11 protein-coding genes are annotated in these 16,253 nt (G+C 71.3%); all 11 read left to right on the top strand.

The window, feature by feature from the left end:
- Window positions 1–533: 533 nt before the first annotated feature.
- The 11 genes from ACFWBB_RS29250 to ACFWBB_RS29300 all read left to right on the top strand — a co-directional run bounded on the left by ACFWBB_RS29250 (window position 534) and on the right by ACFWBB_RS29300 (window position 16,074).
- Window positions 534–2,615, top strand: a complete 2,082-nt coding sequence (locus tag ACFWBB_RS29250) for a bifunctional polysaccharide deacetylase/glycosyltransferase family 2 protein (protein WP_385278308.1) — start codon at window positions 534–536, stop codon at window positions 2,613–2,615.
- Window positions 2,612–3,982: an acyltransferase gene (locus ACFWBB_RS29255; RefSeq protein ID WP_385278288.1), complete on the top strand. Its 1,371-nt coding sequence runs from the start codon at window positions 2,612–2,614 to the stop codon at window positions 3,980–3,982. The genes ACFWBB_RS29250 and ACFWBB_RS29255 overlap by 4 nt, the downstream gene beginning before the upstream one ends.
- 419 nt (window positions 3,983–4,401) lie before the next feature.
- Complete coding sequence (locus tag ACFWBB_RS29260) at window positions 4,402–5,676, top strand: metallophosphoesterase (protein WP_385278290.1); 1,275 nt, start codon at window positions 4,402–4,404, stop codon at window positions 5,674–5,676.
- Between the two features lie 468 nt (window positions 5,677–6,144).
- Window positions 6,145–7,539, top strand: a complete 1,395-nt coding sequence (locus ACFWBB_RS29265) for a nitrate/nitrite transporter (RefSeq protein ID WP_385278292.1) — start codon at window positions 6,145–6,147, stop codon at window positions 7,537–7,539.
- 99 nt (window positions 7,540–7,638) lie between these two features.
- A complete protein-coding gene (locus ACFWBB_RS29270; RefSeq protein WP_385278294.1) occupies window positions 7,639–8,814 on the top strand; it encodes a uroporphyrinogen-III synthase in 1,176 nt (391 codons plus the stop codon).
- Between the two features lie 197 nt (window positions 8,815–9,011).
- Window positions 9,012–9,587, top strand: coding sequence for a CGNR zinc finger domain-containing protein (locus ACFWBB_RS29275; RefSeq protein ID WP_385278296.1), 576 nt, complete (start codon window positions 9,012–9,014; stop codon window positions 9,585–9,587).
- Between the two features lie 334 nt (window positions 9,588–9,921).
- A complete protein-coding gene (locus ACFWBB_RS29280; RefSeq protein ID WP_010039908.1) occupies window positions 9,922–10,443 on the top strand; it encodes a sigma-70 family RNA polymerase sigma factor in 522 nt (173 codons plus the stop codon).
- A 50-nt stretch (window positions 10,444–10,493) separates the two neighbouring features.
- Window positions 10,494–11,276: an anti-sigma factor family protein gene (locus ACFWBB_RS29285; protein ID WP_385278298.1), complete on the top strand. Its 783-nt coding sequence runs from the start codon at window positions 10,494–10,496 to the stop codon at window positions 11,274–11,276.
- A gap of 64 nt (window positions 11,277–11,340) precedes the next feature.
- Window positions 11,341–13,707, top strand: coding sequence for a HelD family protein (locus ACFWBB_RS29290; RefSeq protein WP_385278300.1), 2,367 nt, complete (start codon window positions 11,341–11,343; stop codon window positions 13,705–13,707).
- Window positions 13,708–14,077: 370 nt separating this feature from the next.
- On the top strand, window positions 14,078–15,496 hold the full coding sequence (locus ACFWBB_RS29295) for an NAD-dependent malic enzyme (RefSeq protein ID WP_385278302.1): 1,419 nt from the start codon (window positions 14,078–14,080) through the stop codon (window positions 15,494–15,496).
- Window positions 15,497–15,792: 296 nt separating this feature from the next.
- Window positions 15,793–16,074: an HU family DNA-binding protein gene (locus tag ACFWBB_RS29300; protein WP_004000874.1), complete on the top strand. Its 282-nt coding sequence runs from the start codon at window positions 15,793–15,795 to the stop codon at window positions 16,072–16,074.
- Window positions 16,075–16,253: the final 179 nt, after the last annotated feature.

Below are 16,253 nucleotides of genomic sequence, written 5' to 3' on the forward strand. Positions count from 1 at the left end.
CCGGTGCCGGTGTGGGGTGGAGACCGCCGTCGGTGGTCGGCTTCGGCGGCCTCGACAGCACCGTTTCGCCGGTCGCGGCCGTGGCCGCCGCGCCTCTGGCCCGCAGGGCCTGCTGAGGGCCTCGGCCCTCCCGCTTTTGTCAGCGAGCTCCAGACGCTCGCTCCTCGCCGCTCGCCTCGTGGCGCATACCTTCGCCCGATCTCGTCCCCGGAGAACGACCTCTCATGGCACCACGTACCAGCCGGCGCTCGACCCGACGGTCCGCCGTCGGGCAGCCCGCGCACTCTTCCGGCGGTCACGCCGCGTCCGCTTCACCGACGACGGGGGACCCCTCGGGAGGTGAGTCGGACGGCGGCCCGCGCAGCGCCGGGCGACGGTCCACCGGGCGCCGGTCCGGCCCGAGGCAGGGGCGGGGCCGAGCGCCGGGCCACGCCGCCGGCGGCTCCGCGCACGCCGCGCCGCCCCCTCCCGAACGCAGGCGGCTGGTCTCGCTCCGGCTGCGCCATCTGCTGCCGCTCGTCGTGCTCCTCGCGATGATGGCGATGCTGATGCTGCGCGGCTACGTGCACAGCGAGATCCTCGCCGACTACCGCATCCGCCCCGAGGCCGCCACCGACAAGGTGCCGCAGTCGGTCCTCGGGGGCGGGCCGGTCGTCGACACCCGCCACGGGCAGCAGACCAGCCTGGACGTGCCGGACCACCGGATCGTCCTCACCTTCGACGACGGCCCCGACCCGAAGTGGACCCCCGAGGTCCTCGACGTCCTGAAGAAGCACCACGTGCACGCCGTCTTCTTCATCACCGGCACCATGGCCTCCCGTTACCCGGACCTGGTCCGGCGGATGGTGGACGAGGGGCACGAGATCGGGCTGCACACCTTCAACCACCCCGACCTCTCCTACCAGTCGAACAAGCGCATCGACTGGGAGCTCACCCAGAACCAGCTGGCCCTGGCGGGAGCCGCGGGCATCCGGACGTCGCTCTTCCGGCCGCCCTACTCCTCCAGCGCGGACGCCCTCGACAACGCCTCCTGGCCGGTCACGCAGTACGTCGGCACCCGGGGCTATCTCACCGTCTTCACCACCGCCGACAGTGAGGACTGGCGCAAGCCGGGTGTGCGGCAGATCATCCGCAACGCCACACCGCGGGGCGGCAAGGGCGCGATCGTCCTCATGCACGACTCCGGCGGCGACCGCCACCAGACGGTCCAGGCGCTCGACACGTACCTCCCCGAACTCCAGGGCAAGGGATACGACTTCGAGAACCTCACCGAGGCCCTGCACGCCCCGAGCGCGCACACCCCCGTCACCGGGATCGACCTGTGGAAGGGCAGGGCCTGGGTCTTCCTGGTCGAGGCCTCCGACGACATCACCGGCGTCCTGGTCGTCGGCCTCGCCGTCATCGGCGTCCTGGTCTTCGCCCGGTTCGGGCTGATGCTCCTGCTCTCCGCGATCCACACCCGCCGTACCCGCCGCGAGGGCTTCGTCTGGGGGCCCGACGCGCCCGTCACCGAACCGGCCTCGGTGCTCGTTCCGGCCTACAACGAGGCCAAGTGCATCGAGAGCACGGTGCGTTCGCTGATGAAGAGCGAGCACCCGATCGAGATCGTCGTCATCGACGACGGCTCCAGCGACGGCACCGCCCGTATCGTCGAGGACCTGCGGCTGCCCGGCGTCCGGGTCGTCCGCCAGCTCAACGCGGGCAAGCCCGCCGCCCTCAACCGGGGCATCGCCAACGCCCGGCACGACCTCATCGTGATGATGGACGGCGACACGGTCTTCGAGCCGGCCACCGTCCGCGAACTGGTGCAGCCCTTCGGCGACCCGAAGGTCGGCGCCGTCGCCGGCAACGCCAAGGTGGGCAACAAGGACACCCTCATCGGCGCCTGGCAGCACATCGAGTACGTGATGGGCTTCAACCTCGACCGCCGCATGTACGACGTCCTGCGCTGCATGCCGACCATCCCCGGGGCGGTGGGTGCCTTCCGCCGCTCCGCGCTCGAGCGGGTCGGCGGCATGAGCGACGACACCCTCGCCGAGGACACCGACATCACCATGGCCATCCACCGGGACGGCTGGCACGTCGTGTACGCGGAGAAGGCGCGCGCCTGGACCGAGGCGCCCGAGTCCGTCCAGCAACTGTGGTCCCAGCGCTACCGCTGGTGCTACGGCACGATGCAGGCGATCTGGAAGCACCGCCGGGCGCTGGTCGAGACCGGCCCCTCCGGGCGCTTCGGCCGCGTCGGCCTTCCTCTCGTCTCCCTCTTCATGGTCGTCGCCCCGCTGCTCGCCCCGCTCATCGACCTCTTCCTCGTCTACGGCCTGCTCTTCGGCCCGACCGGTAGGACGATCGCGGCCTGGTTCGGCGTCCTCGCCGTCCAGGCGGGCTGCGCGGCGTACGCCTTCGTCCTGGACCGCGAACGCCTCACCCCCCTCATCTCCCTGCCGCTCCAGCAGATCCTGTACCGCCAGCTGATGTACATCGTCCTGCTCCAGTCCTGGATCACCGCCCTCACCGGCGGCCGCCTGCGCTGGCAGAAACTCCGCCGGATGGGGCAGGTGGCGGCACCGCCCGGTGCGCCGGCGGCGACCGCGGACGGAGGAGCGGCCCGATGAGCACCCACCCGACGGACACCACGTCCGAGCTGCCCGAACTGCCCCCGCCCCCGCTGCCGGCCCAGCACCGCGGGCCGGAGCGGCAGGGTACGGAGCGAGAGCGTTCTGGGCAGCAAGTCCCTGGTGTTCAGGGCTCTGAACAGCAGGGCCCTGAACACCAGGGCTCCGGGCAGCGGGGTTCTGAACAGCGGAGTTCCGGGCAGAGCGGTCCCGGTCGGGAGGGCTCGCGGAAGAAGGGCGGCGGACGCGACCGCTACTTCGACCTCCTGCGTGCCATCGCCCTCTTCCGGGTCGTCCTCTACCACCTGATGGGCTGGGCCTGGCTGCCCGTCGTCTTCCCCTCGATGGGCGTGATGTTCGCGCTCGCAGGCAACCTCATGGCCCGCTCGCTGGCCAGACGCCCCGCGCCGGAAGTCGTACGAGGCCGGCTGCGCAGGCTGCTGCCCCCGATGTGGCTGCTGGGCGCGATCGGTGTGACCGGCATGCTGGTGGCGGGCTGGGGCCCGGACGAGGACGGGCGCCCCGGCTGGTGGTGGCTGCACCTCGGCTACTGGATCCTGCCGCTCAGCGACCCGCCGTACGGCGACGGGCTGCCCGGCGTGCACGGGCTGATCGGCGACGACTGGGCCACCGACATGGGCGTACCCCTCTGGTACCTCCGCGCCTACCTCTGGTTCGTGCTGCTCTCCCCGCTGCTGCTGCGCGCCCTGCGCCGGCTGCCCTGGCCGACGATCCTCGCGCCCGTCGCGCTGTCCGCCGCCCTGGAGTTCGGCGCGCTCTCGGTGCCCGGCTGGCGGCTGGAGGCCCAGCTCAGCGACTTCGGCGCGTTCGGCGCGTGCTGGCTGCTGGGGATGGCGCACCAGGAGGGCATCCTGCGCCGGCTGCCCCGCTACGTGGTCCCGTCGCTGGCCCCGGCGGTGGCGGCGGTCGGCCTCTGGTACGCCCTGGCCCACCACCTCGAGGAGGGGCACGACCTGGACGACATGCCGTTCGCCCAGTCCCTGTGGTCGTTCGCCGCGGTCCTGCTGCTTCTGCACATCAGCCCGTCCTGGTCCGAGTGGCCGGGCCGGCTGCGCCGCTGGGACCGGCTGATCACCCTGCTCAACTCCCGTGCCGTGACGATCTACCTGTGGCACAACGTGTGCATCGGAGTCGTCGAGGCCCTGTGGGACCGCCTGTGGGGCATCTCGTGGCTGGAGGCCAACACCCCGTGGGTGCTGGAGAGTCCGTGGCCGCAGCTGCCGGCCATCTGGCTGCTCACCGCGCTCTGCGTCGTCTGCTTCGGCTGGGTGGAGGACCTGGCGGCCCGCCGCCGGCCCCGGCTGTGGCCGGACGGCCGGGTCGGCGCCGGCACGCACCGGGGCTGAACGACACCCTCGGCTCCGAACAGCACCCTGTGCGCGCGTCTACGCAGCGGTACGCCGTTCGCCTCGTTCGGAGTGCGTCCATCGAGAGCCCTGGTGAGGATTGCCCGGTATGCCCGTCAATCGGATGGGTCGGAGCCCAGGGCTCGGGATGGAGGAACGTGAGCACGATGCGCCGGACGATCGTCCTCGCCATGACGGGAGTGCTGGCCGCGGCTCTCTCGGTCGGGACGGCCCTCGCGGGGCCCGTGCCCGAAGGCGGAGGGCCGAAGCCGCCGGGGTCGACCCCTCCGCCGGGGACCCCGCCCTACGGCGAAGGTCCGCAGCCGCCGGGGCCGACCCCTCCGCCAGGGACCGGGCCCCCCGGCGGTGAGGCATGGGCATGGACCCAGCTGACCGGTCGGGGTACCCAGATCCGCTACGTGACCACCGACAACTCCGGTACGTGCCCCTCCGTGCGGTACACCGTGGGCACCTTCAGGACCGCCTACCGGATGCGGCTGCTGAGCCGTCCCATGCTGCCGCAGTTCCCCACCACGGTGTGCGAGTTGGTCGTGCCCCTCGGCGCCCGTAACGCGGTGCTCGCGCAGTCGACGGTCGCCGCGGCCGTGGTGCACCCCGCGAACCGTGAGCTTCCCCTGCCGAACTGGACCGCGAGCACACGTCCCGAAACCATCGGCGTGATCGGCGACACGGGCTGCCGCGTCACGACGGCGGGTCCCAACCAGGACTGCGCCAACCACCAAACCGGCTGGCCGTTCCCGCGGATCGCACACGGTGCGGCCACGGTGACGCATCCGGATCTCGTGGTCCATGTCGGCGACTACCTCTACCGTGACGACCCGGCTCAGGCCACCGACGCGGCCGCGAATCCGGGCTGCACGACCGCGGGAGACCGATTCAGCTGGGCCTGTGTGGTCGCCGACTTCTTCAGACCGGCGGAAAGCCTGCTGGCCGTGGCGCCGGTCGCGTTGACGCGAGGCAACCACGAAGACTGCCGTACCCCACCTGCGACGGGCGGCGCGGGGGCCGCGTGGTTCCGCTACCTCGCCGACGAACTCCGAAGCAACGGATCGTGTTCCCTTTACCCCGATCCCGTGGAGATCAGGGCGGGCGTCCTGCACCTTCTCTCCGTGGACTCCTCGTTCGCCGACCCGGCCGACAGCGGAAGCCTCATGCAGCAGGCGATCTACACCCGGCAGTTCGAAGCCGTGAACCGGGCTGCGGGGCAGCAGCCCGGTCACGACTACTTCGTCCTCACCCACAAGCCGGTGTGGATGGTGAGATCGGCCGGCCCTCCGGTGCAAACGTTCACGCCCGTCCTCGACAAGGCCGTCGCCGGTACGACCCTGGGGCGGTTGGCGGACAACATCCGCATGGTGCTGTCGGGCCATGCGCACCTCTACCAGATGATCGATTTCAACACCACGCGGCCACCGCAGCTGACGGTGGGCTTATCCGGTGGAGACCCACTTGAGCAGGGGCCGAACGACGCCGCCGTGATCGGGAAATCAGTCGGGACGCCGCCGCAGCCCGTGAACCACTCCATCACCCAGGGTGGGGTCTTCGGGTACGCGGTCCTGAGCCGCAACGCGGGGACCTGGGACCTCACCTCTCACGACCCGACCGGCGCAGTCCGGGGTCCGATCTGCACGTTGAGCGGGAGCACCGCCAACAAGGAGTTCGTCTGCCACTGAAGGGCGCCCCGCGCCCCGTCCGACGCGCCCCCCCACCCCCGGTCCGAGGGCCGGGCGGGGGGGGCGCGTCCCTGCGGAAAGCGACGTCTCGGGGGAACGGGCCGGGTCCCGGGCAACTCAGTCCGGGCCAACTCCCCGTACGGGGGAAGGCCGAACCGCGTCGACCGCATACGCGCGGGGCTGGAAGCGTGCGGGAGCCCCCGGTGGCGTAAGTGAACGGCTCAAGCCTCGGGCCCGACCGCAGCAGCCCCGGCCCCCGTACCCGTCCCCGCCTCCCGGCCCCCACGATCAGGCGCCTCTGCGCTCAGCCCTCCCCAGAACCTCTCACCGGCCCTTCGCGCAAGGTGAGAGCAACGTTCCTTTCCGGTCACCCACAGCCACAGCACGGAAACGCGCCCTCCCTACCTTCGGGACTCATCACCGCTCATCCCCCGAAACACCCCAGCCCCGGAGCACCGTGGAGGCGTCATGACAGCCCCGAACACAGCCCCCGCACCCCCGTCCCCCGTGCAGAAGGGGAGCCGCTGGATCGAGGAGTGGGACCCGGAGAACGAGGCCTTCTGGAACGAGAAGGGCGAGAAGATCGCCCGCCGCAACCTCCTCTTCTCCGTCCTCTCCGAGCACATCGGCTTCTCGATCTGGACCATGTGGTCCGTGCTGGTGCTCTTCATGGGCCCGGAGTACGGCCTCACCCCGGCCGACAAGTTCCTGCTGACGTCGATGGTGACGCTGGTCGGGGCGGTAGTCCGGGTTCCGTACACCTTCGCCGTCGCGATCTTCGGGGGCCGGAACTGGACGATCATCTCGGCCGGTCTGCTACTGATCCCCACGACCGCCGCGTTCACGGTGATGAAGCCGGGGACCTCCTTCGACACGTTCCTCCTGGTCGGCCTGCTGGCGGGCATCGGCGGCGGCAACTTCGCCTCCTCGATGACCAACATCAACGCCTTCTTCCCGCTCCGTAAGAAGGGCTGGGCGCTCGGGCTCAACGCGGGCGGCGGCAACATCGGCGTGCCGGTCCTCCAGCTGATCGGCCTCGCCGTCATCGGCGCAGGCGGCGGACCGCGCGTGCTGCTCGGGATCTACATCCCGCTGATCCTCGTCGCCGCCACCCTTGCCGCGCTGTACATGGACAACCTGGCCTCCGTGAAGAACGACACCGGCGCCGCGATCGACGCGGCGAAGGACGGCCACACCTGGATCATGTCCTTCCTCTACGTCGGGACGTTCGGGTCGTTCATCGGGTACAGCTTCGCCTTCGGCCAGGTCCTGACGAACCAGTTCGGCCGCACGCCCCTCCAGGCGGCCTACCTCACCTTCATCGGCCCGCTGCTCGGCTCCCTCATCCGGCCCGTCGGCGGCTGGCTCGCCGACCGCTACGGCGGCGCCCGCATCACCCTGTACAACTACGTCGGCATGGCCTCCGCCACCGCCGGCCTGGTCTACGCCAGCATGCAGAAGTCGCTGCCCCTCTTCGTCTCCGTCTTCGTGGTGCTGTTCGTGCTCAGCGGTCTCGGCAACGGGTCGACGTACAAGATGATCCCCGGCATCTTCCATGCGAAGGCGGTCGCCAAGGGCCTGGCGGGCGAGGAGGCGGCCGCCTACGGCCGACGTCTCTCCGGCGCCTCCATGGGGCTCATCGGGGCGGTCGGCGCGCTCGGCGGAGTCGGGATCAACCTGGCCTTCCGGCAGTCCTTCCTCTCCTACGGCTCCGGAACCGGTGCCTTCGTCGTCTTCCTCGCCTTCTACGCGGTGTGCTTCGGCATCACCTGGGCCGTATACCTTCGCCGCCCGGCCGGCCGGACCACGGCGGGAAGTGCCGCCTCCGAGGCGAAGCAGCAGCTCAGCTACGCCAAGGTGTGACGTAACACCGGCGACACGTGGCCGAACCGAGCCTGTCACGCACCGTTGACAGGCTCGTCGGCATGTAGGTGCGAACGGGACTCGAGCGGGACGAGAGTGATGTACGAGCAACAGCAGCGATCCGACACCGGCCCTCAGGGCGGCGTCGAACACGGCCCCCTCGCGGGCTTCACCGTGGGCGTGACGGCCGCGCGCCGGGCCGAGGAGCTCGGCGCGCTGCTCCAGCGACGCGGGGCGGTGGTGCTGCACGCGCCCGCTCTGCGGATCGTGCCGCTCGCCGACGACGGTGAACTGCTCGCCGCCACCAAGGAACTCATCGACCAGGCGCCGGACGTCGTGGTCGCCACCACGGCGATCGGGTTCCGCGGCTGGATCGAGGCGGCCGACGGCTGGGGGCTCGGCGAGCAGCTGCTCGCCCGGCTCGGCGGAGTCGAGCTGCTCGCCCGTGGTCCCAAGGTCAAGGGCGCCGTTCGGGCCGCCGGGCTGACGGAGGAGTGGTCGCCGTCCAGCGAGTCCATGGCCGAGGTGCTCGACCGGCTCCTGGAGGAGGGCGTCGAGGGGCGCCGCATCGCCGTCCAGCTGCACGGTGAGCCGCTGCCCGGCTTCGTGGAGTCGCTGCGGGCCGCGGGCGCGGAGGTCGTGGGGGTGCCCGTCTACCGGTGGATGCCGCCGGAGGACGTCTCGCCCCTCGACCGGCTGCTCGACGCGGCCGTCTCGCGCGGCCTTGACGCGATCACCTTCACCAGCGCGCCCGCCGCCGCGTCCCTGCTGTCGCGCGCGGAGCGGCGCGGACTGCTCCCGGAGCTGCTCGCCGCCCTCCACCACGACGTGCTGCCGGCCTGTGTCGGGCCGGTCACCGCGCTGCCGCTCCAGGCGCAGGGCGTGGACACCGTCTCCCCGGAGCGGTTCCGGCTCGGGCCGCTCGTGCAGCTGCTGTGCCAGGAGCTGCCGGGGCGGGCCCGGGCGCTGCCGATCGCCGGGCACCGGGTGGAGATCCGGGGGCACGCGGTGCTGGTCGACGGCTGTCTGAAGCCGGTGCCACCGGCGGGGATGTCGTTGCTGCGGGCGCTGACCCGGCGGCCGGGGTGGGTCGTGCCGCGTTCCGATCTGCTGCGGGCGCTGCCAGGCGCCGGGCGGGACGAACATGCCGTCGAGACGGCGATGGCCCGTCTGCGGACGGCCCTCGGGGCGCCGAAGCTGATCCAGACGGTGGTGAAGCGGGGTTACCGGCTGGCGCTGGACCCGGCCGCGGACGCGAAGTACGCGGATGACTAGGCGGGTTCTGCGTCCCCGCCCGTCTTCTCCCGGGGGCTGCCGTCCCCGGCCCCCCGCTACGGCCTGAAAAAAACGGCCTCGTCCTCGAGCTCCCCCAGAGGGGGCACCCCCGGACGGGCTGGATATTGGCACCCAGCGCTGGCACTGTGAAGGGACGGTTTCCCGAGCAGTGCCCCTCGGTTGGCGGTGACACGCGCATGGACGAGCTCCGGTTCGACGCCGGGCGGATCTGTCTCGACCTGCTCGCGACCGCGCACCCCGTCGAACGGCTCGACGCCGTCGCGCCGTTGTGCGCGTGGATCCGCGGGTGCGGACTCGTCCCGGCCGGCACCCCGCTGACCCACGCCGACCCCTCCTGGCCGCCCGCCTTCCGCGAACTGCGGCGGAACACGGGGCGGTTGGTGCACGGGTGGCTCGCCCGGAACGACACGGGGTCGTACGACCCCGCCCTGGCCCGCGTCAACGACGCCGCCCGGGCCGCGCCCCCCACCCCCCGTGCCGTACGCGGCGAAGACGGCGGGCTCGTGCGCGAGTTGGCCGGGCCGCCGGCGTGTGCCGCGCTGCTGGCCGCCGTGGCCCGGGACGCGGTGGAGCTGCTCACCGATCCCGTCGCCCGGGGAGGGCTGCGGCAGTGCGCGGGCGACAACTGTCCGATCGTGTACGTGGACATGTCCCGGGGACGCCGGCGGCGCTGGTGTTCCAGTGAGGTGTGCGGGAACCGCGAACGGGTGGCGCGGCACCGCCGACGGGCCGCGCTCGCGTCACGGCCGTAACTCCCCTGCCTGGTATGCGGCTTTCGTGGAGGGGCCGGAGAGCGACCGTCGAAGTGATTTCGATTACACGCCGTTTACCTGAGCCGCCGCCCGGGCAGTCGGCGCGATCTTGTCGGTGTGGTGGAAATGTAAAGAAAAAGCGGTTGGAATGTGCCGCCATGTCCCCCTCGTCATGACACCCGGAAGAAAAATGTCTCCGTGGTTTGAACACCCAACACCCCGTCTGCGTACCCGTCGTCGAGCGACCGACTGGGGGATCCCCCGGACACCGGAGGTGGGCGTGCGCAAGGATGCGGCCGTGGCCAATGAACGTGGATCGAGGGCCCGACATCGCATGTCCCAGCCCTCGGAACCTGACGAGGAGCTGATGCGTGCTCTGTATCGGGAGCATGCCGGACCCCTGCTTGCGTATGTCCTGCGCCTGGTTGCCGGAGATCGGCAGCGCGCCGAGGACGTCGTGCAGGAGACGCTCATCCGTGCCTGGAAGAACGCCGGTCAGCTCAATCGTGCGACCGGATCTGTACGCCCCTGGCTGGTGACGGTCGCACGCCGCATCGTCATCGACGGCCACCGCAGCCGGCAGGCCCGGCCGCAGGAGGTCGACCCGTCGCCGCTGGAGGTCATTCCTGCGGAGGACGAGATCGACAAGGCGCTGTGGCTGATGACGCTGTCCGACGCGCTCGACGACCTGACCCCGGCCCACCGGGAGGTGCTCGTCGAGACGTACTTCAAGGGGCGTACCGTCAACGAGGCGGCCGAGACGCTGGGCATCCCCAGCGGCACCGTGCGCTCACGGGTCTTCTATGCCCTGCGGTCGATGAAGCTGGCTCTGGAGGAGCGGGGGGTGACGGCGTGATGAGCGTTTACGGGGGATTCGGAGCAGGTGGTTCGGGTATGTCTGGACCCATGCAGGGATCTACGGGATCTCCGAGCCCGAGCGAACACGAGACCGTCGGCGCCTACGCCCTCGGGATTCTCGACGACGCCGAAGCAACCGCTTTCGAGATGCATCTCGCCGGCTGCGAGTGGTGCGCCCAGCAGCTCGACGAGCTCGCCGGCATGGAACCCATGCTGGCCGCCCTCGCGGACCTGCCGGGCACCGGCACCCCCGCGATCGGCGAGTCCCTCTCCGCCCGCCCCAGCCCGCGGCTCGCGGAACGGCTGGTCGACGAGGTGTCCGAGCGCCGCGCGGTCAAGCGCCGCCGCTCCTTCTTCCTGGTGGCGGCAGCGGCCGCGCTGATCATCGGCGGTCCGCTCGCCGTGCTGGCGGCGACCGGCGGCGACAGCGGGACCAAGGGGACCGAGGCGAGCGCCACCAAGTCCGCCAACACCGCCAAGACGACCTTCGCCGCGCTCACCGACCGGGTCTCCGCGACCGACTCCGCGAGCAAGGTCTCGGCGACCGTCGCCATGGGCGAGAAGGCGTGGGGCACGGAGATCGGCGTCGAGCTGAAGAACGTGTCGGGCCCGGAGAAGTGCTCGCTGATCGCCGTCGGCAAGAACGGCGAACGCGAGACGGTCTCCTCCTGGTCGGTCCCGGAGTGGGGCTACGGCCTCCCCGGAGCCAAGACCGAGCAGGCCAAGAACCCGCTGTACGTCGTGGGCGGCGCCGCTTTCAAGACCAACGAGATCGATCACTTCGAGGTCATGACCTTCGACGGCAAGAAGCTCGTCCAGATCGACGCGTAACTTCCTTCAGCGGGCCCCCTTCGCGTACGGTTGACGGCTGCCCAGCACGTCAGAAGGGGGCCCGGTGGCCGTCCAGGCACAGCAGGAAACCGCGGTCGGATCGGTTCAGGAAACCGCGCCGGATTCGGTGCGGGACCGAGAGATCAGCATCGAACAGGAACACCTCGACCGGGTGTACCGACGCCTTGAGGAGAAGATCCACGAGGCCGAGTTCCTCATGAGCGACGCGGCCAAGCGCGGCCAGGTCGGCACGCCCGGCGCCCTCGCCGAGCGGGACGCGCAGGTGTTCCGCGCGGGAGTCCACCTCAACCGGCTCAACAACGAGTTCGAGGACTTCCTGTTCGGGCGGATCGACCTCCTCCCCGGCAAGGACGGCAAGAAGGGCCCGGACGGCGCCTACACCGCCGTGGAGCCCGCCGAGGGGGCCGTCCGCCCCGACAACACCGCCGACATCGCCGAAACGCTCCACATCGGCCGGATCGGCGTCCTCGACTCCGACTACGCCCCGCTGGTCATCGACTGGCGGGCGCCGGCCGCGGCCCCCTTCTACCGGTCCACCCCGGTCGACCCGGGGCGGGTCGTGCGGCGCCGGGTGATCCGCTCGAAGGGGCGTCGCGTCCTCGGCGTCGAGGACGACCTGATGCGTCCCGAACTGAAGGCGGTCCTGGACGGCGACGAACTGCCCGTCATCGGCGACGGCGCCCTCATGGCCGCCCTCGGGCAGGCCCGCAGCCACACCATGCGCGACATCGTCGCCTCCATCCAGGCCGAGCAGGACATGGTCATCCGCGCCCCCGCCGCCTCCGTGACCTATGTCGAGGGCGGCCCCGGCACCGGAAAGACCGCCGTCGCGCTGCACCGGGCCGCCTACCTGCTCTACCAGGACCGGCGCCGGTACGCGGGCGGCATCCTGATCGTCTCGCCCACGCCCCTGCTGGTGGCGTACACCGAGGGTGTGCTGCCCTCGCTCGGCGAGGAGGGCCAGGTGGCCATCCGTGCCATCGGCTCCCTCGTCGACGGCGCCGAGGCCACCCTGTACGACTCCCCGGCGGTGGCCCGGGCCAAGGGGTCGTACCGGATGCTGAACGTGCTGCGCAGGGCGGCGCGCGGCGCCCTCGAGAGCGGTGTCCGGGCCCCGGCGCAGCCGACCCTCGACGAGCCCGACGAGACCCACGCGCCGCCGGCCACACCCACCCGGCTGCGGGTCGTCGCCTTCGGCCGCCGCCTGGAGCTGGAGGCCGGGGACCTGGACCGCGTCCGGCAGAGCGCGCTCAGCGGCACCGCCCCCGTGAACCTGCTGCGCCCCCGCGCCCGCAAGCTGCTCCTGGACGCCCTGTGGGAGCGCTCAGGCGCGGTCGGCCGGCACAGCGACCCCGAGCTCGCCGCCGAGCTGCGCTCCTCCTTCGACGAGGACGTGACCACCGAGGACTCGTTCATCGCGTTCCTCGACGCCTGGTGGCCCGAGCTGACCCCGGAGGCGGTCCTGACGGCGATGGCCGACGAACGGCGGCTCGGCCGCTGGGCGCGGCGCGTCCTCAACCAGGGCGAGATCCGCAAGGTCGCCCGCGCGCTCAAGCGGGACGGCCGCTCGGTGCACGACATCGCCATGCTCGACGAACTCCAGGCGATCCTCGGCGCCCCGCTCCGCCCCCGCAAACGGCGCGAGTACGACCCGCTGGACCACCTCACCGGCCTGGAGGAGCTGATGCCGGTGCGCGAGGAGACACAGCGCGAGCGCGCCGAGCGGCTCGCCCAGGAGCGGACCGAGTACGCGCACGTCATCGTCGACGAGGCGCAGGACCTCACCCCGATGCAGTGGCGCATGGTCGGCCGTCGCGGCCGGCACGCCACCTGGACCGTCGTCGGCGACCCGGCCCAGTCCTCCTGGTCCGACCCCGACGAGGCCGCCGAGGCACGCGACGAGGCCCTCGGCACCCGCCCGCGCCGCCGCTTCCGGCTGACCGTGAACTACCGCAACCCGGCGGAGATCGCGGACCTGGCGGCGAAGGTGCTGGCCCTGGCGATGCCGGGCGCCGAGTCCCCGTCGGCGGTCAGGTCGACGGGTGTCGTGCCCCGCTTCGAGGCCGTCACCGACACCCTGGGCGCCACCGTCCGCGCGGAGGCCGGGCGCCTCCTGGAGCGGGTCGACGGCACCGTCGGCGTCGTCGTCGCCATGAACCGCCGTGAGGAGGCGAGACGCTGGCTCGCCGGCCTGGGCGAGCGCGTGGTGGCCCTGGGCAGCCTCGAGGCCAAGGGGCTGGAGTACGACGCGACGGTCGTCGTCTCACCGGCGGAGATCGCGGACGAGTCGCCGGCCGGCCTGCGCGTGCTGTACGTGGCCCTGACCCGGGCCACCCAGCAGCTCACGGTCGTTTCCGGGGACCGGGACGAGCCGGACGCCGACGGAGTGCCCGACCTCCTCAGGGACTGAGGAGAGCGGCTGGGAGAGCGCTGGGAGAGCGAATGTTTCCTGTGAACTCTCCGGACGGGAATGGCCTTCGGGCATCCGTTTGTTAGCCTGGTCGTGACACCGGCTCGATCCAAGCCCCCGGGCCCAACCTTCGTCGCTACGAGCGACCACTTGCCGCGAGGCGAGCATGGCGGGTCGGTGTCATGAACGTGAGAGAGGCCCACATCACCTGTGATGTGGGCCTCTCTCACTGCGTTCACCCGCCGCACGGCCCGCATCCACTTCATTGAGAACAAAACGATCGCAATCCGGAGCGGCTTTCATGTACTCGTCGGTAGGTGCGACGATCGGACGGCAAACCCGCGACCCAGCAGTGCAGAGGAAGTCGGCCATGGCAACGGCGCCCAGCGTCTCCTACTCGATCACGGTCCGTCTGGAGGTGCCCGCGAGCGGAACGGCGGTCTCCCAGATCACCACGGCCGTGGAGTCCCACGGAGGCTCGGTGACCGGCCTCGACGTCACCGCGTCCGGCCACGAGAAGCTCCGCATCGACGTCACCATCGCCGCCACCTCCACCGCGCACGCCGACGAGATCGTCGAGCAGCTGCGCGGCATCGAGGGCGTCACCCTCGGCAAGGTCTCCGACCGTACGTTCCTGATGCACCTCGGCGGCAAGATCGAGATGGCGTCCAAGCACCCCATCCGCAACCGTGACGACCTGTCCATGATCTACACGCCGGGCGTGGCCCGCGTCTGCATGGCGATCGCCGAGAACCCCGAGGACGCCCGCCGCCTGACCATCAAGCGCAACTCCGTTGCGGTCGTGACGGACGGCTCGGCCGTGCTGGGTCTGGGCAACATCGGCCCGAAGGCCGCGCTGCCGGTCATGGAGGGCAAGGCCGCGCTGTTCAAGCGGTTCGCCGGCATCGACGCCTGGCCGCTGTGCCTGGACACCCAGGACACCGACGCGATCGTCGAGATCGTCAAGGCCATCGCCCCCGGCTTCGCGGGCATCAACCTCGAGGACATCTCCGCGCCCCGCTGCTTCGAGATCGAGGCCCGGCTGCGCGAGGCCCTCGACATCCCCGTCTTCCACGACGACCAGCACGGCACCGCGATCGTCGTCCTCGCCTCCCTCACGAACGCCCTGCGTGTCGTGAACAAGGGCATCGGGGACGTGCGGGTCGTCATGTCCGGCGCCGGCGCGGCCGGCACGGCCATCCTCAAGCTGCTGCTCGCGGCGGGCGTGAAGAACGCGGTCGTCGCCGACATCCACGGCGTCGTCCACGCGGACCGTGAGGACCTGGTCGACGCGGCCCCGGACTCGGCGCTGTCCTGGATCGCCGACAACACCAACCCCGAGGGCCTCACCGGCACCCTGAAGGAGGCCGTGCGCGGCGCGGACGTCTTCATCGGCGTCTCCGCCCCGAACGTCCTCGACGGCGACGACGTGGCCGCCATGGCCGACGACGCGATCGTGTTCGCGCTCGCGAACCCGGACCCCGAGGTCGACCCGACGATCGCCCGCGAGACGGCCGCCGTGGTGGCCACCGGCCGCTCCGACTTCCCGAACCAGATCAACAACGTGCTGGTCTTCCCGGGCGTCTTCCGCGGCCTGCTGGACGCACAGTCCCGCACCGTCAACACCGAGATGATGCTCGCGGCCGCGAAGGCCCTCGCGGACGTCGTGAGCGACGACGAGCTCAACGCGAACTACATCATCCCCAGCGTCTTCAACGACAAGGTCGCGGGCGCGGTCGCGGGTGCGGTGCGGGAGGCCGCGAAGGCGGCGGGAGTGTCGGCCTCCTAGGTTCGGGGCATGCGAGAGTGCGGGGGCTGTGAGGATCGCCACGGTGGCCCCCGCAACGGCGCGTCGCGGAACGTCGCGCCGGGAACGGCCCTCTAGGGTTGCGCCCGACCCAACCGCCCTTCGTGTGACTCCCAAGGGTTGTCTCACGACTCCGTGCGGGTGCCGGATTGGCTTTCGCGCCGCTGGTAGGGGCAGGATGCGTCTCTGGGCGCGTGCACAACGACTTTCGCTGTGCCCAACATGCGGCTCCGCCGCGTGGCACGCCGCAACGGCAAGAAGAACACGGGAGTAACAACATGAACCGCAGTGAGCTGGTGGCCGCGCTGGCCGACCGCGCCGAGGTGACCCGCAAGGACGCCGACGCAGTGCTGGCCGCGTTCGCCGAGGTCGTCGGCGACATCGTCTCCAAGGGCGACGAGAAGGTCACGATCCCCGGCTTCCTGACCTTCGAGCGCACCCACCGTGCCGCTCGCACCGCCCGCAACCCGCAGACCGGCGACCCGATCCAGATCCCGGCCGGCTACAGCGTCAAGGTCTCCGCGGGCTCGAAGCTCAAGGAAGCGGCCAAGGGCAAGTAAGCGCTCCGCCGGAGCGCCGTGGGTAGCTGCGGGCCGCCTGTGGCTGGTCGCGCAGTTCCCCGCGCCCCCTTGTGGGGCACGTCCGCACAGGACGCGCAGTACGCCGAAGGGGGGGGCCCCCCGCAAACCGGGGGGGGCCCCCCCGCGGCGGGGGTGATAAAAAAAAAAAGCCCACCCCC

It is taken from the genome of Streptomyces sp. NPDC060000 (genome assembly GCF_042737375.1).
Taxonomy (GTDB): Bacteria; Actinomycetota; Actinomycetes; order Streptomycetales; family Streptomycetaceae; genus Streptomyces.

Bases quoted from the DNA above. Each gene is read 5' to 3' on its own strand.
- ACFWBB_RS29275 (WP_385278296.1), top strand. From the start codon at position 9,012: ATGGACGAGCTCCGGTTCGACGCCGGGCGGATCTGTCTCGACCTGCTC.
- ACFWBB_RS29265 (WP_385278292.1), top strand. From the start codon at position 6,145: ATGACAGCCCCGAACACAGCCCCCGCACCCCCGTCCCCCGTGCAGAAG.
- ACFWBB_RS29270 (WP_385278294.1), top strand. From the start codon at position 7,639: ATGTACGAGCAACAGCAGCGATCCGACACCGGCCCTCAGGGCGGCGTC.
- ACFWBB_RS29300 (WP_004000874.1), top strand. From the start codon at position 15,793: ATGAACCGCAGTGAGCTGGTGGCCGCGCTGGCCGACCGCGCCGAGGTG.
- ACFWBB_RS29285 (WP_385278298.1), top strand. From the start codon at position 10,494: ATGCAGGGATCTACGGGATCTCCGAGCCCGAGCGAACACGAGACCGTC.
- ACFWBB_RS29295 (WP_385278302.1), top strand. From the start codon at position 14,078: ATGGCAACGGCGCCCAGCGTCTCCTACTCGATCACGGTCCGTCTGGAG.
- ACFWBB_RS29255 (WP_385278288.1), top strand. From the start codon at position 2,612: ATGAGCACCCACCCGACGGACACCACGTCCGAGCTGCCCGAACTGCCC.
- ACFWBB_RS29280 (WP_010039908.1), top strand. From the start codon at position 9,922: ATGTCCCAGCCCTCGGAACCTGACGAGGAGCTGATGCGTGCTCTGTAT.
- ACFWBB_RS29250 (WP_385278308.1), top strand. From the start codon at position 534: ATGATGGCGATGCTGATGCTGCGCGGCTACGTGCACAGCGAGATCCTC.